Annotated in this window: 25 protein-coding genes; 15 read left to right on the top strand and 10 right to left on the bottom strand. The window is 43.9% G+C overall.

Annotated features, from left to right (window positions below; translation table 11 throughout):
• Positions 1-488: 488 nt before the first annotated feature.
• From GQF63_RS08645 to GQF63_RS08635, 3 genes are read right to left on the bottom strand one after another with little or no spacing between them, the layout of a single operon-like run.
• Positions 489-1,202: a ThuA domain-containing protein gene (locus tag GQF63_RS08645; protein WP_160368826.1), complete on the bottom strand. Its 714-nt coding sequence runs from the start codon at positions 1,200-1,202 to the stop codon at positions 489-491.
• Between the two features lie 3 nt (positions 1,203-1,205).
• Entirely contained in the window at positions 1,206-2,273 is a 1,068-nt protein-coding gene (gene aroB, locus GQF63_RS08640) for a 3-dehydroquinate synthase (protein WP_160368825.1), read from the bottom strand.
• A 35-nt stretch (positions 2,274-2,308) separates the two neighbouring features.
• Complete coding sequence (locus GQF63_RS08635; protein WP_160368824.1) at positions 2,309-2,515, bottom strand: RNA-binding S4 domain-containing protein; 207 nt, start codon at positions 2,513-2,515, stop codon at positions 2,309-2,311.
• 104 nt (positions 2,516-2,619) lie between these two features.
• Between GQF63_RS08635 and GQF63_RS08630 the strand changes: the two genes are divergently transcribed.
• Positions 2,620-3,810 carry a proline dehydrogenase family protein gene (locus GQF63_RS08630; RefSeq protein WP_160368823.1) on the top strand — a complete coding sequence of 397 codons (1,191 nt, stop codon included), beginning with the start codon at positions 2,620-2,622 and terminating at the stop codon, positions 3,808-3,810.
• Positions 3,811-3,862: 52 nt separating this feature from the next.
• Positions 3,863-4,474 (top strand): HAD family hydrolase, encoded by a 612-nt coding sequence (locus tag GQF63_RS08625; RefSeq protein ID WP_160368822.1) that lies wholly within the window; start codon positions 3,863-3,865, stop codon positions 4,472-4,474.
• Here the strand turns inward: GQF63_RS08625 and GQF63_RS08620 are convergent, their stop codons facing one another.
• Together GQF63_RS08620 and GQF63_RS08615 are read right to left on the bottom strand one after the other, a co-directional pair.
• Positions 4,475-5,818, bottom strand: a complete 1,344-nt coding sequence (locus GQF63_RS08620) for a hypothetical protein (protein WP_160368821.1) — start codon at positions 5,816-5,818, stop codon at positions 4,475-4,477.
• A 13-nt stretch (positions 5,819-5,831) separates the two neighbouring features.
• A complete protein-coding gene (locus GQF63_RS08615; RefSeq protein ID WP_160368820.1) occupies positions 5,832-6,440 on the bottom strand; it encodes an RNA polymerase sigma factor in 609 nt (202 codons plus the stop codon).
• A 213-nt stretch (positions 6,441-6,653) separates the two neighbouring features.
• Between GQF63_RS08615 and GQF63_RS08610 the strand changes: the two genes are divergently transcribed.
• From GQF63_RS08610 to GQF63_RS08595, 4 genes are all read left to right on the top strand, one after another.
• Positions 6,654-7,502 (top strand): universal stress protein, encoded by an 849-nt coding sequence (locus tag GQF63_RS08610; RefSeq protein ID WP_160368819.1) that lies wholly within the window; start codon positions 6,654-6,656, stop codon positions 7,500-7,502.
• A 3-nt stretch (positions 7,503-7,505) separates the two neighbouring features.
• On the top strand, positions 7,506-7,742 hold the full coding sequence (locus tag GQF63_RS08605) for a hypothetical protein (protein WP_160368818.1): 237 nt from the start codon (positions 7,506-7,508) through the stop codon (positions 7,740-7,742).
• 395 nt (positions 7,743-8,137) lie between these two features.
• The gene (locus tag GQF63_RS08600) at positions 8,138-8,632 is read left to right on the top strand and encodes a thermonuclease family protein (RefSeq protein ID WP_160368817.1); all 495 of its coding nucleotides are present in this window, start codon (positions 8,138-8,140) and stop codon (positions 8,630-8,632) included.
• Positions 8,633-8,695: 63 nt separating this feature from the next.
• The gene (locus GQF63_RS08595) at positions 8,696-9,547 is read left to right on the top strand and encodes a universal stress protein (protein WP_160368816.1); all 852 of its coding nucleotides are present in this window, start codon (positions 8,696-8,698) and stop codon (positions 9,545-9,547) included.
• 33 nt (positions 9,548-9,580) lie between these two features.
• On the opposite strand, the gene GQF63_RS08590 is transcribed toward GQF63_RS08595, so the two are convergent.
• The 5 genes from GQF63_RS08590 to GQF63_RS08570 all read right to left on the bottom strand — a co-directional run bounded on the left by GQF63_RS08590 (position 9,581) and on the right by GQF63_RS08570 (position 15,902).
• On the bottom strand, positions 9,581-12,058 hold the full coding sequence (locus tag GQF63_RS08590; RefSeq protein ID WP_160368815.1) for a phosphocholine-specific phospholipase C: 2,478 nt from the start codon (positions 12,056-12,058) through the stop codon (positions 9,581-9,583).
• Between the two features lie 521 nt (positions 12,059-12,579).
• A complete protein-coding gene (locus tag GQF63_RS08585) occupies positions 12,580-13,428 on the bottom strand; it encodes an NAD(P)-dependent oxidoreductase (protein WP_160368814.1) in 849 nt (282 codons plus the stop codon).
• Between the two features lie 8 nt (positions 13,429-13,436).
• Positions 13,437-14,426 carry an aldo/keto reductase gene (locus GQF63_RS08580; protein WP_160368813.1) on the bottom strand — a complete coding sequence of 330 codons (990 nt, stop codon included), beginning with the start codon at positions 14,424-14,426 and terminating at the stop codon, positions 13,437-13,439.
• A 72-nt stretch (positions 14,427-14,498) separates the two neighbouring features.
• A complete protein-coding gene (locus GQF63_RS19635) occupies positions 14,499-15,440 on the bottom strand; it encodes a DUF1801 domain-containing protein (RefSeq protein WP_160368812.1) in 942 nt (313 codons plus the stop codon).
• Positions 15,441-15,446: 6 nt separating this feature from the next.
• Entirely contained in the window at positions 15,447-15,902 is a 456-nt protein-coding gene (locus GQF63_RS08570) for an SRPBCC domain-containing protein (RefSeq protein WP_160368811.1), read from the bottom strand.
• Between the two features lie 238 nt (positions 15,903-16,140).
• Between GQF63_RS08570 and GQF63_RS08565 the strand changes: the two genes are divergently transcribed.
• The 9 genes from GQF63_RS08565 (at position 16,141) to GQF63_RS08525 (ending at position 20,687) form a co-directional block, all read left to right on the top strand.
• Positions 16,141-16,557: an SRPBCC family protein gene (locus GQF63_RS08565; RefSeq protein ID WP_160368810.1), complete on the top strand. Its 417-nt coding sequence runs from the start codon at positions 16,141-16,143 to the stop codon at positions 16,555-16,557.
• Between the two features lie 6 nt (positions 16,558-16,563).
• Positions 16,564-16,959, top strand: coding sequence for a VOC family protein (locus GQF63_RS08560; RefSeq protein WP_160368809.1), 396 nt, complete (start codon positions 16,564-16,566; stop codon positions 16,957-16,959).
• A 14-nt stretch (positions 16,960-16,973) separates the two neighbouring features.
• On the top strand, positions 16,974-17,426 hold the full coding sequence (locus GQF63_RS08555; protein ID WP_160368808.1) for an SRPBCC family protein: 453 nt from the start codon (positions 16,974-16,976) through the stop codon (positions 17,424-17,426).
• 4 nt (positions 17,427-17,430) lie between these two features.
• Complete coding sequence (locus GQF63_RS08550) at positions 17,431-17,862, top strand: DUF1801 domain-containing protein (RefSeq protein WP_160368807.1); 432 nt, start codon at positions 17,431-17,433, stop codon at positions 17,860-17,862.
• A 72-nt stretch (positions 17,863-17,934) separates the two neighbouring features.
• Positions 17,935-18,345, top strand: coding sequence for a DUF6157 family protein (locus tag GQF63_RS08545; protein ID WP_160368806.1), 411 nt, complete (start codon positions 17,935-17,937; stop codon positions 18,343-18,345).
• 64 nt (positions 18,346-18,409) lie between these two features.
• Positions 18,410-18,916 carry an SRPBCC family protein gene (locus GQF63_RS08540; RefSeq protein WP_160368805.1) on the top strand — a complete coding sequence of 169 codons (507 nt, stop codon included), beginning with the start codon at positions 18,410-18,412 and terminating at the stop codon, positions 18,914-18,916.
• A 24-nt stretch (positions 18,917-18,940) separates the two neighbouring features.
• A complete protein-coding gene (locus GQF63_RS08535) occupies positions 18,941-19,387 on the top strand; it encodes a VOC family protein (RefSeq protein WP_160368804.1) in 447 nt (148 codons plus the stop codon).
• A 17-nt stretch (positions 19,388-19,404) separates the two neighbouring features.
• The gene (locus GQF63_RS08530) at positions 19,405-19,788 is read left to right on the top strand and encodes a hypothetical protein (protein WP_160368803.1); all 384 of its coding nucleotides are present in this window, start codon (positions 19,405-19,407) and stop codon (positions 19,786-19,788) included.
• 14 nt (positions 19,789-19,802) lie between these two features.
• Complete coding sequence (locus GQF63_RS08525) at positions 19,803-20,687, top strand: VOC family protein (protein ID WP_160368802.1); 885 nt, start codon at positions 19,803-19,805, stop codon at positions 20,685-20,687.
• The last annotated feature ends 27 nt before the right edge of the window (positions 20,688-20,714 follow it).

Here is a 20,714-nt window from a genome sequence, read left to right as displayed (position 1 = left end):
TAAGGCATGAGGGTTCCATCTCGTCAAAAACATCGGTTCTTAACAAGAGATTTTCAGGCAATAAGGATCCATACCTAAGCCTTTTTGCCAGGTTTACTTCATAAATAAATTAGGAAAGCGAAGATTAACTAGGCTTGTCGAACAAGGGGTTGAAATGGTTCATAATGAGGGTTCTTTTCTATTAATAATTTTTGTTGATAACAGGTGAATCCAAAGCGCTATTATCTGAGCTATTGGTGGTTTATAATTGGTTATTGATTAATAAAGGTAATTTCAACAGCAAATTCCTAAGCAAACAAAACTATCCTCTAGCTTATTTATTAAAAATTAAGGGTTACCCCTAATTAAGCTATGAATTAATCAATGGTTTAATGTAATATATGAATTATTCTTAAAAGAACAAGATTTTCGTGATGAATTTATTAACGCAAAAAAAAAATAAGGAGCGGAAGCTCCTTATTGGTTACTATTTTTATGGAAATAGTAAACTACATCCCCAAGACGTATTTCACCCCTCCAATAATATGTTTTTGAAAATCAGGCGAATCAAAAGACTCCTTCGTATGGCCTAATCCGGTATAGAACATCCGCGTACCATGCACTTTGCGATACCAGGCAATAGGATGCACAGCTCCCATTTTTCCTCCCTCATAGGATGTTTCATCCAAGTTCATCAAGACATGCAGGCCTTCTTGCACATTTTTAAAGTCGTACCATTCGTCCTTATGCATCCATATCTTCCCTAAATGCCGGGTTGCTTTATGCTTTCTGTTTAACACCTGCAATTTAGCTTCCTGCACCCTCGGGTGGCTCATAAAATACGCTCCAACCAATTGATTGTACCAAGGCCAGTCAAACTCCGTATCGCTGGCGGCATGAATCCCCATAAATCCTTTACCCGATTCGATGAATTTTTGAAAGGCCAGCTTCTCTTCGCTATTGAAGATGGTTCCGGTGGTACTGAAAAACAAGACCCCATCAAAACTCGCTATAGAATCACTTAAAAAAACAGCCGCATCTTCCGAATGGCGAACCGTAATGCCCTCCTTGGCAAAAAGCCCTTGTATCGTTTCTACGCCTTTTGGAATGTTATCATGCCGATAACCTGCCGTTTTCGTAAATAACAACAGCTTCTTCCCCTCCTTCGCTCCCGCTAAACTGAAGCAGAACAGGAAAACCAAGAGTATATACGCCGCCTTCATGGATTACTTTTGAACTTGATTAGCGTAAAAATCTAAACTTTCAATAATCAGGCTTTCATCGGCGTACTTGTTAAAGTCGCAATCGCCGATACTGCGTAATAAGGAAAAGCCCAATTTATTATTTTCATTCTTCTTATCGTTGCCCATCAATTCCAACAACACAGGGTAGCTGCTCGGGTCGATGGTGTAGGCCGGATAAATGGCTTTTAGATACTGTACAATATCTTCCAATTCCGATTCATCCAGGTTATTCAATTTATACGAAAGGTAGGCCTCACAAATCATCCCGATGGCAATCGCCTCCCCATGTAACAAAGGTGAAGCATCATTGGCCAAGGAATAGCCTTCTACGGCATGACCGATGGTATGGCCAAAGTTTAAAATCTTACGTAAGCCTTTTTCCTTCGGATCTTTGGTGATGACTTCATTTTTTATCTCCACGGAGGTCTGGATAATATCCGTAGGAACCACCGGCAAGCGCAAGGATTTACAGGTTTGGTATAGGCTTTTATCCTGAATCAAGCCATGTTTAATAATCTCAGCGAATCCCGAGCGGATCTGACGATCGTCCAGGGTTTGCAGAAATTTAGTGGATATAAAAACCGCCTGCGGCTGGGTGAAGGTTCCGATAATATTTTTCACATTATCCATATCAATCCCTGTTTTCCCGCCTACGGAGGCATCTACTTGTGATAATAAGGTCGTTGGCACATGGATAAAATCAATCCCACGCTTGTAGGTTGATGCTGCAAAGCCCCCCATATCGGTCACCACGCCACCACCCAGGTTGATCATCAACGCCTTCCGATCGGCACCGAAGTCCAACATGGTCTTCCAAACCCCGATACAGAAGTCAATATTTTTATTTTCTTCGCCCGGATCTACCTCAATAATGTCATAGTCCAGGATATCTGGAATGCCGGCTTGTAATATAGGTAGACAGTGGTCGTTGGTATTCCGATCCACGAGAATGAGCAATTGCGAATAATCGTGGTCTAAAAGAAAAGATTGCAATTCCTGCAAATCATCATCGAAAACCACCTCATATCCTAAGCTTTTTATCTTTTTCATAATATAATTTCAGGCTAAATATAGGGTTTTTATGGCTAAATTACCTTGACTTTATTTCCATCAAACTCCACGATATCACCCACGCGTACTTTAAGGCGTTTGCGAAGGTCCACCTGCCCGTTATATTTCACCAAGCCTTCTTCCACCACCCACTGGGCCATGGCCCCATGCTCAACCCAATTCATCGCTTTTAACAACTGGATCATTTGGATATACTCCCCTTGTAATGTAAATGTTTGCATAGACAAAAGTATATATTTAGCCAATAAATGCATACTATTTTACATTATACGATTAATATAATCCATAATTATTTAGTTATTTTTGGCAATTAAATACACATCACATGGAATTATCAGCGCCCACAAAGCTTGATTTTAATAATACCCAAATCGCTTTTCAATCTAAAAGCGACAAGGATCTAAACAAAGCTTATTGGTTGTTTAAAATGGTGGCCAGCAATGCGTTAATAAAAATTGGCACCCCTATTACTACCTTCTCCTTAAACATTGGCCTTCCGATTCAAGGCATCATAAAAAACACCATCTACAAACAGTTCTGCGGTGGCGAAAGCATCGACGATTGTTACCACGCCATTCAGGAACTTGGTAAAGGTGGCGTGACGACCATTTTAGATTATTCGGTCGAAGGAGAAGAGTCTGAAGCAAGCTTCGACGAAACCTGTAAAGAAATCCTACGTACGGTTGTTTCCGCGAAAACAAACCCTTTGATTTCTTTCTGTGTTTTCAAACCAACGGGACTGGGTCGTTTTGACCTGTTTGCTAAAATTGACGCCAAACAAGCGCTTAATAACGAGGAGAAAGCCGAGTATGCACGCCTGTTAGATCGTTGCGATCAAATCTGTAAAGCCTGTCATGAAGCCGGAATCCGCGTCTTAATCGATGCAGAGCACTCTTGGATTCAAGATACCATTGATGATATCGCTAGGGATATGATGGAAAAATACAACCAGGAAAAACCGATTGTATACAATACGTACCAGCTTTACCGTCACGATAAATTAGCGTCTTTAAAAGCAGACTTCGCTTATGCTTCTACGCAAAACTTCCACTTAGGAGCCAAGATTGTACGTGGTGCCTATATGGAAATCGAACGCGAACGCGCGCAAGAGAATGGCTACCCATCACCTATTCAGCCGAATAAAGCAGCCTCAGACACCGATTATAACGAAGCTATCCATTTCTGTTTAGATCATATCGATCGTATCGGCCTCATGGCAGGTACGCACAACGAAGCCTCTTGTCGCCTCTTGGCCGATGAGTTGGAGAAAAGACAGATTCCTCACCATATTCCAAATGTATTTTTCGCCCAGCTCTTAGGGATGTCCGACAACCTGTCGTTCAACCTGGCAGCTGCCGGCTATAATGTAGCCAAATACATGCCTTACGGACCAGTAAAATCAGTAATGCCTTACCTGTTCCGTCGTGCCCAAGAAAACACCTCCGTAGGTGGACAAACCGGACGCGAGCTCAGCTTAATCATGAAAGAACTGAAGCGCCGTAAAGCAGCAAAATAATTCAAAACCAAAGAAAGTCTCCCAATTGCGGAGACTTTCTTACCTTTGCAGCATGACGGAACACGGACTGCAAAAATACCTGAAACTAAAAGAACTCGCTTCCCCTTTTCAAGCTTTATTATTTGATGTCGATGGCACCCTAGCCGATAATATGCACGCCCATAAGGCCGCCTATATCGCTACAGCTAAAGAATATGGCATACAGTTAGACCCGGCCCTCATTGATGAAACGGCAGGTTGGCCAACCGTAGCTGTTGCGGAAGAAATCAGTAAACGCTATGGAGTGCCTTTAGATTATCCTGTTTTTTCTAAACGTAAGTCCGCCATCTTTATCCAAGATTATATTCAGCATACCCAACCTATCGATTTTGTGCGCCAAACGCTCTATGATTTTCATGGAATAAAAAGTATAGGAATCGTATCGGGCGGTAGCCGTTCTACGCTGAACATTACGTTAGACGTAATACAAGTAAAGGGTTATTATGAAACCCTAGTATGTGCTGGCGACACCGAATTAGGCAAACCTTCGCCCCAGCCCTTTCTATTGGCTGCCGAGCATCTCAACGTCGCACCAGAACATTGCCTGGTGTTTGAAGACGGCGATCCGGGTGTACAGGGCGCCGTAGCTGCCGGCATGTCTTGGGTGCGTATCGATCAGCTCTAGTTAAAACTGGGTGATAATACGAATCCCCCCGTTGGTATAATTCATATCGGCCTGCTTAAAGCTTCCTACCGGAAGTTTCACAAAAGGCTCTACCGATAAGTTCAACCTGCGGTTCATCTTCATTTCCTTTCCTATTGACAGGTTGATGAAGCCCCCAAAGTTATTGCTGTTCACATTTTCTTCGGCAGTTTTCACTTTTCGCGTCACCGCTTTGGTAGCATGTTGCAATTCTTCCTTCGAGTTCGGCAATCCCTTATCAAACAAATCCGAATTGGCATTCTCAATAAAATGGGTGTAGCGGTTCTGGTTCAACACCACGGCATAGCTTAACCCGGAAGATGCATAATAGCCGGCATTGCTTTTGTATTTCACTTCCAAAGGCACTTCAAAGGCCTGCACATTCCCACTTACTGCATTTACGTTAGGTAAAATCAGGGTTCGGTTTGCCTGGGTAGCCATCATGCTGTATTTCGCATCTTGCTCCAACACATCCGAAGAGGCCAACACCTGCGTTTCTGGCGCCCCTATTGGGTCCTTCATTAAGCCAACCTCATATTGATTGTAGGCTAAACCTGTTCTTACACTTAAATTCTTGTTGATATTAAAGCCCACTAACATGCCTGCCCCAACATTCATGCGTTCATTCGTCGTATTGGGCGAAACAAAGAGGCCCAAATCAAATCGCTCCGAAAAGTTAAACTTCTTATTTCCCAATTGCTGTTCTGCTCCGGCAGCTTGCACAGCAAATTGATCTCCTTGATAGGCCAATACCTCTTTTGTTCCGGCGCTAGGTGCCATACGGTACGTATCATCCAATACCAAGGCTTGCACCTGAGGTTGCTTGGCAGTTAAGCGTGGCACCGCATAGGGAGCTTGCGTATACGAAATACCAGCCTGGCTCATGGCCGACAAGGCTAATTTATCGTTAACAAAAGGATCGCCACTTTGCGAAGCGAAGGGCGCTGCCGCTGAAGAAAGCATGGCCATTTGATTACTTCCTAGGGTCGGCAATCCTTCGGCAGCTCCTGTTGCAGGTTCTTCCCCAGCAGTTACCGGAAGGGGCTGCGGGCTTTGCGGACTTGCCGTTGTTGGCTTCGTCTCCACCTGCGTATAGGTCGGCGCGAGGGCTTGCTGATCTAGCTTATGTTTTACGGCGAAAAATGCAACCAATATCGCTGCGGCAGCACTCGCCGCCCAGTAATACATCGCCGTTTTCTTACGCACAGGTGGAAGCTGCGTATCCCGGAAATGCTCCCAGGCGCCTTCACGATAAGGTAGCTCCTCCTTATCCTTCATCGTCTTCACGATGTGCGCAATAATATCTTTTTCTTTTTTACTTTCCATTTTTCTAAACGAATCAGGATTGAATATTCTCTAAATTAATGCGGGAAGCATATAACTTCCGTAATTTTTGTTTGGCCCGCGTGAGGTAAGTCCGCGAGGTGCTCTCCGGAATTTGTAACTGCTTACCTATTTCCTCATGCGAGTAACCTTCAATTTCATACAAATTGAAAATGCTCCGCTGAATGTCCGGCAGCTCTTGAATTAAGGAGATAATATCCTCATACTCTAAACGGCTTTCGTTTTCCACCGAAAAGGACAAGGTATCACTGCCATTTAAATCATCTAACATATAAACTTGCTTACGCACGCGAAGGGCATCAATTGACGTGTTGACAGCGATTCGGCCAATCCAAGACTTAAACGTCTTCTCCAACACCTGATCATCCTCGTGGATGCTGAAACTCGAGAGCTTGTTAAAGATCTTCACAAAACTCTCATTGCTAATCTCTTCCGCCTCCATTTCATGTTTCATATAGCGAAAAACAATCGCCATCACATAACCATAGTATTTCTTGTAGATATATGCTTTATACTTCTCAGAATTAGACACAGGGCATTTCTCCAATGCAACACGAAGGTTCAATGGCGTAGCGCTCCCCAGGTATTTATTCAAAATTCCCACTCCGACTATCTAATCTGCATTACTGTCATATATTCTTCTTTCCTACAAATTGTATAAATAGCCTCTGATCATATGATCCTGATTTTAATTTACCTCCTAACCCCTATACGGAAAAAAAGGAAAGGATGCTACAGGAAGCACAAAATAATGACCAGCATCACTATCAATTAATGGATTTATTGGTAAATTTAAGGAATACCAAATGAAATGACCATGAGAGCGATTCTTTTCCCAACAGATTTTTCAGAGATTGCAAATAATGCATTCCTGTACGCCCTGCATATAGCCAAGTCTATCGATGCTAAAATCTATGTCTTGTATACCTATATCGAGCCGGTACTTTCGGCCACCCATGGCGGCCAACCCGAACTCTTGGGCGAGGTATACCAAAATATTGAGCTAAGCCAATTTGAACATTATAAAAAGAAAACCCAGGAGATGCGCGACCTGCTGGAGCGTGAAAACCTGAGCGATATGGAAATCGTCTTTATGTTCGAAGAAGGCCCTGTAGCTTCGGTAGTCAAGAACATTGTCGATCGCGAGAAAATTCACTTGGTGGTCATGGGAACCCACGGTGAAAAAGGATTCCTCAGCAAGATCATCGGCTCTAATACAGTGAACGTGATTCGCAACATCAAGAACCCGGTGCTTGCCATTCCGCCGCATGCCAAATACCAAGGCATTAAACGCGCCGTATTTACCACCCTGTTCCGCGAAAAAGATAAGCACGCCCTGCGTGAGGTGCTCCTGATGGCCAATGCCGTACAGGCCAAGGTCGACTGCCTGCATGTGCTGCATAACAGCAAAGCCGGCGACATCATTATGCAAACCGAAAACTGGCAACATGAATTCCCTAATGAAAACATCAACTACGTCATCCTCGAAGAGGTCGAAAGCGTAGAAAATACCATTACAGCCTACCTTATCGAAAACAATATTGATATCTTTGCCGTTGTTAAAAGAAATCGGAGCTTTTTTGATCGGTTGTTTACCAACAGCACCAGCAATAACCTCACCTTTCATTCGAAAATTCCGATTCTGGTATTTCATGAAGAACCCTAGGCTATGCAGTTATTGATTAAAAAACTGGAAAAAGAAAATAAACTCAAAGCGAAAGCGAGTAAATACACGCAGGTAAGCGATGAACAAGGCACCATACAAGGCGTCTTGTTCTTCGTGCCTACGGATTCCCGCGAAAGCAAGATCTTTGTCCCTGCACCTTACCACGAAAGCCTGTTTACCCATGGCGACCCCAGCTATCAACAGGTATTAAACCATAAAGAAGCGATGTTGTTGAAGTAGAAAACTGTGGCATTTTTTTTAATACGTTTATTTATAGTGCTGTCATCGTATTGTCATCGTGAGCGGAGTCGAACGACTGGTACGTCAATGCATGCAAACACCACTAACACTTGCTAACAACGTATTAACAAACACATTAAGCATAATTGATTGCATTGACGTACCAGTCGTTCGTGGTTCGACTCCGCTCACCATGACAAATTGGTGACAAAACGATAACAAACCTTGCCCAACGTCCACCCCACCTTTCCCGCTTCCCCTTTCCTCTCCCCTTTCTCACCCCTTTCTCACCCGTATCAATCCCCTTTGCAAAGGGCTGAACAACGTCCTTGCAAAGCTTCATAAAAAGCCTTGAAAAATTCCTTTCCTAGCGCAAGGCTCCTTATCTTTGCGGCATGTTTTACCCATCAAGGATTCTTCTTAGCCTATTTTTCTTATTCTTTACTGTTTTTGCCTTTAGCCAAGCTATGCTGCATGGGCGGGTTATTCGGGTGGCGGATGGCGATACCATCACGCTGTTGGACAGCCTGAACCAGCAACATCGGGTGCGATTGCATGGCATTGACAGCCCCGAAAAAGGACAAGACTTCTACCAAGTGGCCCGTCAATTCAGCAATTCCTTCTGTTTTCAGCAATGGGTACGCGTCGAGGTGTTGGATTACGACCGCTATCAGCGCGCAATCGGCAAGGTCTATGTCGGCGAGCAGGAACTCAATTTAGCCCTATTGAAATCAGGGTTGGCCTGGCATTACCTGCAATTCGACCGTTCGGAAAGCTATGCTGCTGCAGAGGCGGAGGCCCAACTGTACCAACGGGGCCTATGGGCCAACCCAACGCGTATTGCGCCTTGGGAATTCCGGAAACTAAAACGCCGCAAGGTTAGCCCTTAAGGTTTTGCGAATGGGCCTTGAAATGGTTATATTTGGGATATACATACCTTAAATAACCGGATCATGAAACCTGCTTTACTTGTTCCCACTGATTTTTCCGAACCTGCTTGGGTAGCGCTAAACTATGCCGCCCAATTGGCACAAAAATTCGATTGGCATATTCAAATTCTACATGTTTACCAAACGTTTAGCCGTCTCTTGGTAAATGCTGATTTTCAGGAGGAGGTCAGTCGACATAATACCCAATCGGCACAGCAGCAGATGGCGGAATTTGAAAATCGATTCCAACAGAGCTATCCGGAGCTGGGCTATAGTGCCGCTTGCATGGAAGGCGATTTATCGGGCATCATCCTGGATCTGGTTCGCGAAAACGACATTAAGTTTATCGTGATGGGAACCAAGGGTGCCAGTGGATTAAAACATGTGACTATTGGCAGCAATACTTTCGAGCTGATCCAGCAATCGCCTATTGGTGTCTTGGCTGTTCCAGCCAATTATAGCGGTTTTAAATTCCAAAAAATTGGCTTACTCAGCAATTTCAAGGAAAATGAAATTGATATTTTAAGTGGGTTTATCCAACGCAGCAGCCCGGCCATTGATGTTGCCCTGTTGCATGTTCGCGATTTGGCCAATACCCCGAAAACGGAAGACCTAATTTATTGGCAAGACCATGTGGCCAAGGCCGTTGGCATCAACAACATCAGCTACCACGACTTTGAAATGGTGAATCGCCTGGATATTAACGAGCCTATACCTTATGCCGTCGAACGCTTGTTAGAAGAAGAACAGGTGGATGTATTATTGGTGCCTTATGTAAGGAAGAGTTTTTTCAGTCGCTTGTTTTCAAAAAGCCTACCCAAGACGATAGCCCATAATTTAATGGTGCCTACCTACTTTAAAAAATTAGAAAGCTAGCCGCCGCAAAGCCGCTAGCTTATCTCCTACTTATTAATCGTTTATTTTTAAACCAGCCATTAAGGGATCTGTTTTGCTGGCCTTTCCATTCTCCTGATGCCCGGCAAATTTAAATAGATAGTCGGCGTCTTTGTCACTACGAACTTCGAAGTCGTACCAACCATTGGATTTAGTTAAATCCCAAGTCTTGCGCCACGAGCTGGCCTTTTCGTTATGGGTAACTGGATGACCATAAGCTGCATCCTTCAGGGTTAAACCGGCAGCTTGCCCTTGGGTTTTTAAGATAAAGCCTTCAGCCGGGTGTTTTGCATGCGCCAGCACCTGTGCCACATCGCTCTTTTTATTCGCTTTGAAACAACGGAAGAAACCATTGGGGCCATGCACCTCCAAGTGGAAGGTGTCGCCAATAAACTGATCAAATGGCCATTTATAATGAATGGATTCCCCCGATTTAACCGTGAAATTCCAAACCCGATCTTGTTCTTCGCGACCCTGCCCATACGGAACACGGCAGTAGACAATGAATGGCACCCCCACCTTTTTGCGCGACGGTAATTTACCGGCCACTTCAAAATCGATAAACAGCTGTTGTTGCGCCGCATCGATACGGCAATTTACATCTACGTCATAAGGTATGGCGCAGGCTGCTTTCTGGCCTGGTTCTATTAACTGATAGCTACGTATTCCCGAGGCAATCATCGCCTTCTGTTCGGGGCTAATCTCGTCGATTATTTTAAAATCTTCCGGCAGTCCTTTTGCCTGGGCTTTGTAGATCCGGCTAACCTCGGCATCCCGATCGACAAAGGCAATTTCAGGGCGTTTAATATCTTCAGGACGATGAAAGGCCGATGTTAAATCGCCACAAACCAAGCGTCGCCAAGCCGAAATATTGCTTTCCATAATTTTCTTTCCTGTTTTCTTTTGCAGGAAATGCTCTAGAAATTGAATACAGGAAGTATGGTCAAAGACCTCCGAATTAACCCAGCCGCCCTTTGACCAAGGGGATGCAATAACCATGGGAACCCGAAAGCCCAAGCCTATGGGTGAATCCAAGGTGGTATCCGCATTGCCGGTTCGCTTGCGTTCCTGCTCCATGGTGACATACTCATCGGCAGTATTCATCCCTTTAGGCACCGCGCCGGTTTCCGGTCGGCTGTGTAAAGCCGGTACAAAGGGAGGAATATGGTCAAAATAACCGTCATTTTCGTCATAGGTCAGGATGAAGATGGTTTTCTTCCATACTTCCGGATTTTGGGTGAGGATATCTAAGGTTTCAGAAACATACCAGGCACCAAACCAAGGGGAACCTGGGTGGTCAGAAAACCGACAAGGAGCTACCAACCAAGATACGGTAGGCAGTTTATTGGCTTGCACATCTTTTCGAAACTGATGAAACAAATCGCCTTTTGGCACTTCCACTTCCCTTTCCTGGCCTTTATCGGCATAGCGAATCCGGGTTAAGCTGTGGTAGTCCGGATCGCCGGTATTGGTGGTAAAAGCACGCTGATGGATTTGCTGTGCTTGTTTGCTTAGTTTCTTAAAGTTTTCCGGCGAAAAGGTAATCAGGTCCTTTTTAGCTGTTTCCAATTGCTTCAGCACTTTTTCGTAGGCCTCCTGCGTGGCGAAACGGCTCGTCATCAATTGATGTTCGATTTTAGGAATCTGCGCTTTAATATAGGCCTGATAGGCGGGGTGAAACTTCACCTGATATTGTTTATGAAATTCCAGGTTGTTGTCGGTAAAATTGGCCAGCCAATCTTCCTCCTCCCCTTCAAACCCAACAGGTAAGCTTAATTCATTTTGATATACTCGCCAATCGATCCCCGCTTCCTGCAATCGCTCCGGATAGGTTTTCCAGGATACATCACGGTAATTGATTTGTCCATTATCAACATGGGCGGTGGATTCCGGGTTGCGTGGCTCCTCGCGGATGGTACCCGACCAAAAGTACGAACGATTGGCACTGGTCCCCGTTAAGGAAGAGCAAAAATGCTGATCGCAAACCGTGAATGCATCGGCAAAAGCATAGTAAAAGGGCAAATCCTGGCGTTGGTAATAGCCCAAGGTTAAAGGCATATGCTTATAGGCCTTATTACCGGCTTGCTTAGCATCGAGCCAGGTATTCATCTTTCCTTCATTTCGAGCATACACCATGTCGCGCCAACCGTGCGGCAAGGACCCCATCCAGGTCGCCTTGGTTTTCTCAATATCGAGGTGAAAGGGTGCAAAATGGCTGGCATCCTGGCGCTCCTGATACCAAATAGGCACCTGCTTATTGGTAATAGCACGAGGATCATTGAAGCCTCTGACCCCTTTTAAAGCACCATAACAATGATCAAATGATCGGTTTTCCTGCATCAGGAAAACAATATGTTCGGCATCTAAATAAGTTGTACCCGCGGGGGCCTCAATGGCGATAGCCCGTTGAATAGAATCGGGAATAAATTGCACGGCAGCACCCGCTCCGGCCAAGAGTGATGCCTTCTTTAGAAATGCTCTTCGAGAATCCATAAAAATTAATTTTATAAAGAAAGGGTTTTTGCGTTACCCTTCTAGGTTAGCAATATATAGAATATATCGGAAAAGAGTTTTAACAAGCCTAAGAATTACCTGAAAGCATTAGGTTTTCACAATTTTTTAATATAAACGGTTTGTTTTTAACCTTAAAGTCATCAAAAATTTACAGTTTCAAGTATTTAAATTATTACTTTTTTATTTTAACTTTAATTCAATTAAACAATCAACACCCTATTAATTAACAGAGGTATGAAAGTAATGCTTTTCCTTTTTATCTTTTTTATACTAATTTTTACCTGCTGTTTAATTATCTCAAGGAAGTACGAGCTCCATTTGACATCCGATTGGATTATGTTTTGGAGTTTCATAGGTACTTCCTTTTGGTATATTATTTTTTTAAAGCAGCACAAGCCAAAAGGTCGACCTTAAGGTACAGCGTTTTTTTTTGCAACTTGGCCTGTCGGTTGAGCTTGTAAAGTTTTGCTCCCTAAAAATGGGCAGACCGTTTGGACTGGTTAATCCTTGATATAGTCGATTACGGCCATCACGTCTTGCTGTCCATAGCCAGCATCGTGTGCGCCTTGATAGGTTTTAAGCAAGGTGTCGGCCATCGGGAAATCGGCACCTGCTTCCACCGCTAAGCGGACATCCTTTAGCATAAAATCTAACGCAAAAGCCGGTGGAAACTCATTATTTACCAACAAAGGCGTTTTAACCTTACTGGCTCCATTGCCACAAGCACTTTCATTGATAATGGCCATCATATCTTCGCGGCTGATGCCCATTTTCTCCGCAAATAGCACCGTTTCGGCCATCCCTTGGTAAATAATAGAGAGGTAATAATTTATACAGAGCTTGGCAGCAATCCCCTTCCCTTGGTCTCCTAAATACTTCACGGCTTTACCCATCATCGTTAAGTACGGCTTAACCCGGTCCAATTGGGCATTTTCACTGCCGACCATAAAAATAAGGGTACCTTCTTTTGCCGGCTGGGTACTACCTGCCACCGGAGCGTCGATAAAATGAGCTTCATTGCTTCGTAACAGGGTGCCAATTTGGGTGGATGCTTCCTGAGAAATGGTACTCATGTCGACAAAGAGTTTGCCATGGATAGGCGATTGCAAGATGGTTTCATACACGGCATGCACCGCATCGTCATTGCTCAACATGGTGAAAATGATATCACTTTGGGCGACTAATTTGGGGATATCCTGGCAGACCTCCGTTCCGGGTAAAAAGTCAGCAGCTTTTTCTACGCTGCGATTATAAACAGCTAAGGCAACGCCGTTTTTCTCTAAATTCTTGGCCATAGGGTGGCCCATATTGCCAAGGCCTATAAAGCCTATACGTTCTTTATTTTCCATGCGGCAAGTTAAGAATTTGGAATGGCAGCATGCTCAGCAATGAGCAATTCTTTTTTTAGCGATTTCCAGAATTCATCCGGTATATGGACGTTAAAGGCCTCCACATTCTGTTGCACTTGCATGGGCGTATGTGCGCCAGGTATGACCGCCGACACCTGTTCTGCGGCACCCGCAAACTGTAGTGCTGCAGCTAATAGGTCGACCTGATATTTTTTGGCTATAGCCTTTAGTTTTTCTAATTTCTCTGCAGCCGCTTTGGGAATGGTATCGTCATAAAGATAGCGATCTTTGCCTGCTAAAAAGCCGGCACAAAGCGGTGCGCCTACGACAATAGAAATATCACGTTGTTCAACAATAGGAAATACGAGGTTAAGCAGCTCTTCATGTTCTATCAGTGAATATTGGCAGGCGGATAAAAAAATATCTGGATCCGCATCGGCGAGGGTTTGTAAGATGGGTGTTAAGGTGTTGACACCTAACCCCCAACCCTTTATCAAGCCTTCGTCTCTCATTTTAGATAATTCAGGCATGGCTCCTTTTAGGGCTATTTTATAATAATCTTGCCAATTATTTTTCATATCGCCATTATCGGGCGAGAGATCGTGGATAAAAACAACGTCTAAGGCAGGAATCCCTAGGCGCTGTAAACTATCTTCAATGCTTTTGCGTGCGCCTTCGGCGGTATAATCGTAAGTATATGCAAAGTTCATTTGGCCTTTCCATAACAATCCGTCTTGGCTAAAATTAGCATGCGGTTTGAGGATGCGGCCAATTTTGCTGGAAATGGTATAATCCTCCTTGGGCTTATCTTTCAAAAACATGCCCATTCTTCTTTCACTAATGCCGAGTCCATACCAAGGGGAAGTATCAAAAAAGCGAACCCCAGCATCCCAAGCGGCTTCCATGGTTTGTAAACATTGATCATCAGGGTGTTGTTGAAAACCATTTCCGAGGGCAACCCCACCCAATCCTATTTTACTTTTCGGTTTATATGTCATCTTGCTTCGTTTTAGAAGCTAACAATCTGTAGGGTGATTTTGTTGGAAATAATTGCCGATTGGGATTTCTGTTTACTTGGTTTTGTATTTATCATGCAATCCTTTTCCTTGCATAATCAAGGGGTGAATTTTTTCCAATCGGGTTTGTTTGGTCTTCTCCTGCTTGGCCTCCTCGATATATTCGATGTATTCCCGTTGTTTGCCTGGCGTCAGTTTATCGAAAGCCTCTTGCAGGTCGGCATGCGCGGCCAGGTAGCTTTTCAAGAGCCCTTCCACTTTTTTAGCGGCTGCTTTTTCGATTTTTATCTCCTTGCCATCCAATATGGTTTGGATGGATTCATTGATGTAATCCAAAATCTTGCGCTCATCCATATCCTTTACATCGGTAAAGCGCCATTGCCGTAAGGCCTTGGTTTTTCCCTCCGAGGCGGAGATCAATACCTGTAGCGGATCGGTTAAGAATACGCCATTGTAAAACCACAGGGAGAAAAAGTCTTTAAAGCCTCCCCAGCCAATGACGTTTTTGCCTTGAAAGGTGTAAATATCCGTTCCCCATTTGAACTCCTGCTTTAATGGAAGCTTGGTTTTCACAATCAGTTTGTTCATCAATTCTACACAAGGCATCCAGCGCTCGTATTTCTTATGCCAGTTTGGGTCGGTTTTATCCTTTAATTTCTCAGCATTAAAATCGATCAACAACTTGATGATTGATGCGGGCAAAGGTTTATCTAAAGGAAGTTGGATGGCTCCTTTGGAGGTTTTATAGGCTTTGAGCTCCTCGGCAAATTGGACAATAGCCTCCGTCCCTGGATACAGCCCAAGGTGCTTCTTAAATAAGGCAAAATGAATCAGGTTCCCCTGATAGCGAAAGGTAGGCATGCCGTAATTTATGGTTTCGCTGGTGCCCGCAGGCGCATAACTTCGAATAAGCACCTGTAGATCGCGCAACAGGGCTTGATGTGCCGGGTCGGCTGCCGCAATATAGGCTTCAATGGTAGAAATAGCTGTACTCATATGGGTTTAATTAGGCCGCATAAAATCAAAAGCCCCTTTTCTAAGGTTTATGCCATATTCTAAATAAGCTTTTAAACAAGCTAAGAAGTTGGCCCAACCTTCAGACTGACCAATGGCTTGGTTGATCCCCTCTTCATCGGCATTCATCTGCCCTTCTACCACACGCACCACCGTAGAACCATCGGCTAATTCCTCCAAATGGATTTCAACCAGCATGCCTTCTGCCCCTCCACTCCAATCAAAAGAGATATAAGAATAGGGTTGAATATATTTTCCATTCACCGGAAAAGTTTCTTCGAATTCCGGGAATTTCCACTCGACGGTTTCGCCATTGGCCAGCGGCCCGGTAGATTCCGCAATAAAATAATGGCTCATGCCCTCAGGATTTACGATGGCTTCAAACACCTCTTTTTTAGGCTTTTGAATTTGAATGGAAGCCCGCGCTGTCAATTTATTTTCCATCTTCAAATAATTGTTAGGTAGTATAGGAATGCTGTATATCTCAATATTAACACAAATGAATAAATAATTGTTGAAAGGACAAGCTATCTACAAAAAAAAACAGCTCAAGGGGTACAAACTAAAACCTAACCTTCCTGTTTTTTAAGTATGTATTTCCAAAGCTTTTTCGTTCTTGTCTTAAGGCAAGTGAAATAAGAAGCGAGATATGTACTTTCGTATAACATCAATTTAAAACAATATGGAAAGGAAAAAAATTCACATTAGCACCCTCATCGATGCCCCCGTAGCCCAGGTATGGGAAGCGTATAATAATCCGGAAGATATTACCCAATGGAATCAAGCTTCACCCGACTGGCATTGTCCTTCTTCGGAGAATGACCTGCGTGTGGGTGGTACCTTTAAAAACAAAATGGCCGCCAAGGATGGCAGCTTTGCTTTTGACTTTGAAGGCACCTATACCGCTGTTGCTCCCCAACAATCCCTATCTTATGTATTAGGCGATGAGCGTACGGCGACGGTAAATTTTGAGGATAAGAACGGTAAAACGCAAATCGACGTAGATTTTGATGCGGAGTCTACCAATCCTGAAGATATGCAACGTGACGGTTGGCAGGCTATATTAAATAGCTTTAAACAATACGTAGAGAATAAATAAGTCAACATGGAAAAGAAAAACTATCAATTGGGACAGTTTGTTTGGGCTGACTACGCGACAGAGCAGGCAGAGGCACTCAAAGAGTTTTATAAAGAAGTAGCAGGCTGGAAAGAACACCCCATCGCGATGAAAGATGATGCCGGCGATTACCAGGATTATGCCATGCTGACGGCGGATAATGAGGCTGCCGGCGGGGTGTGCCACCGACGAGGAGTAAATAGCAAAATCCCCTCCCAATGGATTATGTATATCTATGCCCCTGATGTAGATGAACGCCTGGAAAAGGTATTAGCGTTAGGCGGTAAATTTATTCATGGCAGTAAGGGCAAAGACGATAAATATAGCTTTGTAATTGTGGAGGATCCTGCAGGTGCTGTTTTTGGAATTGGTAGAATGGAATAAAAAAAACAAAAAAGATGAAGACCTTATATTTTAACATTAGCATAAATGCAAGCCCGGAGAAAGTGCATGAACTGATGCTGGCGAAGCCTAGCTATCAACAGTGGACCAAAGCATTTTCCCCAAGTTCTTCCTATCAGGGCGATTGGTCGGAAGGTTTTAAAATATTCTTCGTTTCGACGGAGGATGAACAAGTAGATTCAGGAATGATTGCCCGCGTGGAGAAAAACACAGCCGGAGATATCGTCATTATTCGCCATATGGGTGTTTTATCCAAAGAAGGTGAACTATACGAAGGTCCGGGGATTGATGATTGGAAAAACGCCCTGGAAATCTACCGATTTAAAGCGGAGAATGGCGGCACAAACCTCCTTTGCTCCTTAGAATTGAACAGCACGGAACACGAGGCTATGTTTGCGGAGATGTGGCCAAAAGCATTAATTGCCTTAAAAGAAATCTGCGAGAAATAAAACGATGGCGAAAGTAAAGACCACATTTACAGATGAAAGTGTCGTAGACTTCGTGGAAGCCCTAGACAATGAGCAAAAGAAAAAGGACAGCTATGCGCTGATTGCCTTGATGGAAAAAGCAAGCGGCGAACCGGCCAGGATGTTCGGCCCCACGATAATAGGTTTTGGGAAGTATCATTATAAATATGCTTCCGGCCACGAAGGGGTCGCCCCTTTATTGGGTTTCTCGCCTCGCAAAGCGGCCATATCCCTATACGTATATGCGGGCTGTGATGGGCAGGATGTGGAGCTTGCCAATTTAGGGAAGTTTAAAATGGCCAAAGCCTGTATCTATATCAAAAAGCTTAGTGATATCCAGGTGCCGGTATTGGAGAAAATAATGCAGGAAGGGATTGCTTTTATCAGCGAACGCTATGAACGGCTGCCGGCAGAATAAAAAGCACTTCCTACTGACATAGGGTTGTCAGCAACCTGCCGAACTTTGCCATACATACCTCATGTAAAACTTATGCACAGCACGAACTATTACAACAGCCTGATTACAGTAGCTCCAGATTGCAAGGCAACCTATGGGATTGCGCCCAAAGAAAACCCGGATAAATTAAGCATCGCGAATTATCATTTCTTCCTCATCAATCAACATGCGGGGGAATGGGATTCTGATGAGCTGATTTTTCAAACCTATGCGCGCAGGAATGACCTGCTGCCTACCGAGTATGCGAGTGCGAAAGCTCAGTTTTTTGCCAAGGGCCAAGCCTGCTTACGCTGTAGCCCCTTATGCAAAACCCACGGTTGGGGCATCTATAGCGATGCACAGGGAAAAATAACGCTGATCGACTCGGCCTCCGAAGCCTATGAAAAAATGCTGCAAGATGAGTCCATCAAAAAGATCCCAGCGATGCGCAGCTCAAAAAAATAAAAACTTGTCTTAAGCAAAGTGCTTTCATATAGGCAAGGGTTAAATTTGTATAAACACACATACCATGGAAAACGGAAAGAACTATAGCTTTCAGATCGATGAAAGCAATCATCGACTGATTATTAAGCGGGTTTATCCGGCGCCCCTAGACCAAGTTTGGGATGCTTTTACTAAAGCAGAACTCCTGGACCAATGGTGGGCACCGAAGCCTTGGAAAAGTAAAACAAAATCGCAGGATTTTAAGGAGGGTGGCAAATGGTTGTATGCCATGCAGGGACCTGATGGCGAACAAGTATGGTCCGTCAGTGAATACCTTCAAATTGAACCCAAGCGTAGCTTTCAGGTGATGGACGCCTTTACGGATGAAACAGGCAAGGTAGATGCTACTCAGGCCGGCAGTATTTGGCAAAATTCTTTTAAGGAAGTAGAAAATGGCACCGAGGTAAGTAACAGCATTTCGTTCAATTCCTTGGCCGATATGCAAGCCTATTTGGAAATGGGATTTAAGGAAGGCTATGAAATGGGGCAACAAAACCTCATAGATTGGCTAAATGACAATAAGAACAAATAGCACATTAACAAAAAACATAAAATTATGGCAAAGATTCATGCGTATTTAAACTTTAATGGAAATTGTAAAGAAGCATTTGACTTCTATCAGGACGTATTTAATAGCCCGGTAACAGGCACCTATTATTTTGACGATATGCCTAATGAGCCCGGTGCCCCAGCCTTACCTGAGGAAGCCAAAGGGAAAGTGATGCACACCTCCTTGGCCTTAGGTAATAACACCATGCTGATGGGTTCGGATATAGTGGAAGGATTTGGCCAAAAATTAAGCTTCGGAAATGCAACCTATATCATGGTAGACACCGAGTCGGCAGATGAAGCACAGCGCTTATTCCAAGCCTTAGCAAAAGATGCCAAGCTGATGGAAATGGAATTGGGAGAAACCTTCTTTGCAGAACAATTTGCTTCCTTTCAGGATCAATTCGGTATCTACTGGATGATTCATTTCGAAGGCAATAAAAAAATGAACTAAGCCTATAAACAATAGCTATGCTGGATATTCGATTTCAACCAATAGCACAATTCTGCCTTTGGATTCCCTGGGATAGCTATAGCGAAACTGTTCATTTTTATCAAAACATTCTTTTGCTCGATGTGGAGGAAATTCCCCAAGATCATGAACGTTTTAAACGCTTTACCATCCAACTGGCGGAACATAAACTAGCCGTTTATGCCGCCAGCTGGATTACACAGGCCAGCTTTGGTTTTGCTTTGCAAACCGCACAATTGGAGCAGGCTAAAGCCTACCTCGCCGTAAATGAGGTAAAAGCGGCCGCAGACTTCGAAGCCGCACTGCCATCATCTACATGGATCCAAGATCCGGCAGGCAATACCTTGGTATTACAAGCAACATCGCCAGAAAAACAAGATTAGTTTACATGCTCGTTATGGAAGAAATCATCCTACTCCATCAGTTTTATCAACGCATAAAAAAGTCGATTATGAAAAATCAGATTATCCCTTCCCTGTGGTTTGACAATCAAGCCCTGGAGGCTTTTGAATATTACACGGAAATTTTCCCGAATAGTTCCATCTATAAATCCAGTCCGATAGTGGTTGAAGCATCTATTATGGGTGTGGACTTTATTGGAATTAATGGGGGACCGATTTTTAAACCTAATCCTTCCATTTCTTTTATGCCAATATTTGAAGATAAAGAAGATATCGATCGCATTTGGCAGCAGTTACTCGATGGAGGTACCGTTATGATGCCTTTACAGGCCTATCCATGGAGTGCCCATTACGGTTGGGTGGTTGATAAATATGGCTTCAACTGGCAGCTGTATCTGGGCGAATTAGCCAATGTAAATAACCAAGCGATTGTACCTACGTTTATGTTCTGTGGCGAGCAACAAGGCAATTGTCAGGAAGCACTAAACTTCTATAGCCGCGTATTTAAAGATTTTGAATCGCAGGGCGTCCTTCCCTACCCGGATGGAGAAACCAAAGGACAGGTGATGCATGCGCAATTTCAGGCGCAGGCTGTTACACTTGCCGCCATGGACAGCGGCGTGCCGCAGGACTTTAGCTTTAATGAAGGCGTTTCGATGACCATTACCTGCAAAGACCAGGCGGAGATAGACTATTATTGGGAACAGATGACGGCCAATGGTGAAGAAAGCCAATGTGGTTGGTGTAAGGATCCTTATGGTATATCTTGGCAAATTGTGCCCCAACAGATTGGCAAAATCCTACAAGAGAATCCGGATGCGGGAGCGGCTTTAATGCGGATGAAAAAAATTGATATTGCGGCGCTTCAAACCTCAGCCTAACTATTAAATCCTTCTTAATTTTTTTAT

This window comes from Sphingobacterium humi, from assembly GCF_009768885.1.
GTDB classification, from domain to species: domain Bacteria; phylum Bacteroidota; class Bacteroidia; order Sphingobacteriales; family Sphingobacteriaceae; genus Sphingobacterium; species Sphingobacterium humi.
This window is presented reverse-complemented; position numbering and strand designations above follow the sequence as displayed.

Bases quoted from the DNA above. Each gene is read 5' to 3' on its own strand.
- GQF63_RS08645 (WP_160368826.1), bottom strand. From the start codon at position 1,202: ATGAAGGCGGCGTATATACTCTTGGTTTTCCTGTTCTGCTTCAGTTTA.
- aroB (WP_160368825.1), bottom strand. From the start codon at position 2,273: ATGAAAAAGATAAAAAGCTTAGGATATGAGGTGGTTTTCGATGATGAT.
- GQF63_RS08635 (WP_160368824.1), bottom strand. From the start codon at position 2,515: ATGCAAACATTTACATTACAAGGGGAGTATATCCAAATGATCCAGTTG.
- GQF63_RS08630 (WP_160368823.1), top strand. From the start codon at position 2,620: ATGGAATTATCAGCGCCCACAAAGCTTGATTTTAATAATACCCAAATC.
- GQF63_RS08625 (WP_160368822.1), top strand. From the start codon at position 3,863: ATGACGGAACACGGACTGCAAAAATACCTGAAACTAAAAGAACTCGCT.
- GQF63_RS08620 (WP_160368821.1), bottom strand. From the start codon at position 5,818: ATGGAAAGTAAAAAAGAAAAAGATATTATTGCGCACATCGTGAAGACG.
- GQF63_RS08610 (WP_160368819.1), top strand. From the start codon at position 6,654: ATGAGAGCGATTCTTTTCCCAACAGATTTTTCAGAGATTGCAAATAAT.
- GQF63_RS08605 (WP_160368818.1), top strand. From the start codon at position 7,506: ATGCAGTTATTGATTAAAAAACTGGAAAAAGAAAATAAACTCAAAGCG.
- GQF63_RS08600 (WP_160368817.1), top strand. From the start codon at position 8,138: ATGTTTTACCCATCAAGGATTCTTCTTAGCCTATTTTTCTTATTCTTT.
- GQF63_RS08595 (WP_160368816.1), top strand. From the start codon at position 8,696: ATGAAACCTGCTTTACTTGTTCCCACTGATTTTTCCGAACCTGCTTGG.
- GQF63_RS08590 (WP_160368815.1), bottom strand. From the start codon at position 12,058: ATGGATTCTCGAAGAGCATTTCTAAAGAAGGCATCACTCTTGGCCGGA.
- GQF63_RS08585 (WP_160368814.1), bottom strand. From the start codon at position 13,428: ATGGAAAATAAAGAACGTATAGGCTTTATAGGCCTTGGCAATATGGGC.
- GQF63_RS08580 (WP_160368813.1), bottom strand. From the start codon at position 14,426: ATGACATATAAACCGAAAAGTAAAATAGGATTGGGTGGGGTTGCCCTC.
- GQF63_RS19635 (WP_160368812.1), bottom strand. From the start codon at position 15,440: ATGAGTACAGCTATTTCTACCATTGAAGCCTATATTGCGGCAGCCGAC.
- GQF63_RS08570 (WP_160368811.1), bottom strand. From the start codon at position 15,902: ATGGAAAATAAATTGACAGCGCGGGCTTCCATTCAAATTCAAAAGCCT.
- GQF63_RS08565 (WP_160368810.1), top strand. From the start codon at position 16,141: ATGGAAAGGAAAAAAATTCACATTAGCACCCTCATCGATGCCCCCGTA.
- GQF63_RS08560 (WP_160368809.1), top strand. From the start codon at position 16,564: ATGGAAAAGAAAAACTATCAATTGGGACAGTTTGTTTGGGCTGACTAC.
- GQF63_RS08555 (WP_160368808.1), top strand. From the start codon at position 16,974: ATGAAGACCTTATATTTTAACATTAGCATAAATGCAAGCCCGGAGAAA.
- GQF63_RS08550 (WP_160368807.1), top strand. From the start codon at position 17,431: ATGGCGAAAGTAAAGACCACATTTACAGATGAAAGTGTCGTAGACTTC.
- GQF63_RS08545 (WP_160368806.1), top strand. From the start codon at position 17,935: ATGCACAGCACGAACTATTACAACAGCCTGATTACAGTAGCTCCAGAT.
- GQF63_RS08540 (WP_160368805.1), top strand. From the start codon at position 18,410: ATGGAAAACGGAAAGAACTATAGCTTTCAGATCGATGAAAGCAATCAT.
- GQF63_RS08535 (WP_160368804.1), top strand. From the start codon at position 18,941: ATGGCAAAGATTCATGCGTATTTAAACTTTAATGGAAATTGTAAAGAA.
- GQF63_RS08530 (WP_160368803.1), top strand. From the start codon at position 19,405: ATGCTGGATATTCGATTTCAACCAATAGCACAATTCTGCCTTTGGATT.
- GQF63_RS08525 (WP_160368802.1), top strand. From the start codon at position 19,803: ATGGAAGAAATCATCCTACTCCATCAGTTTTATCAACGCATAAAAAAG.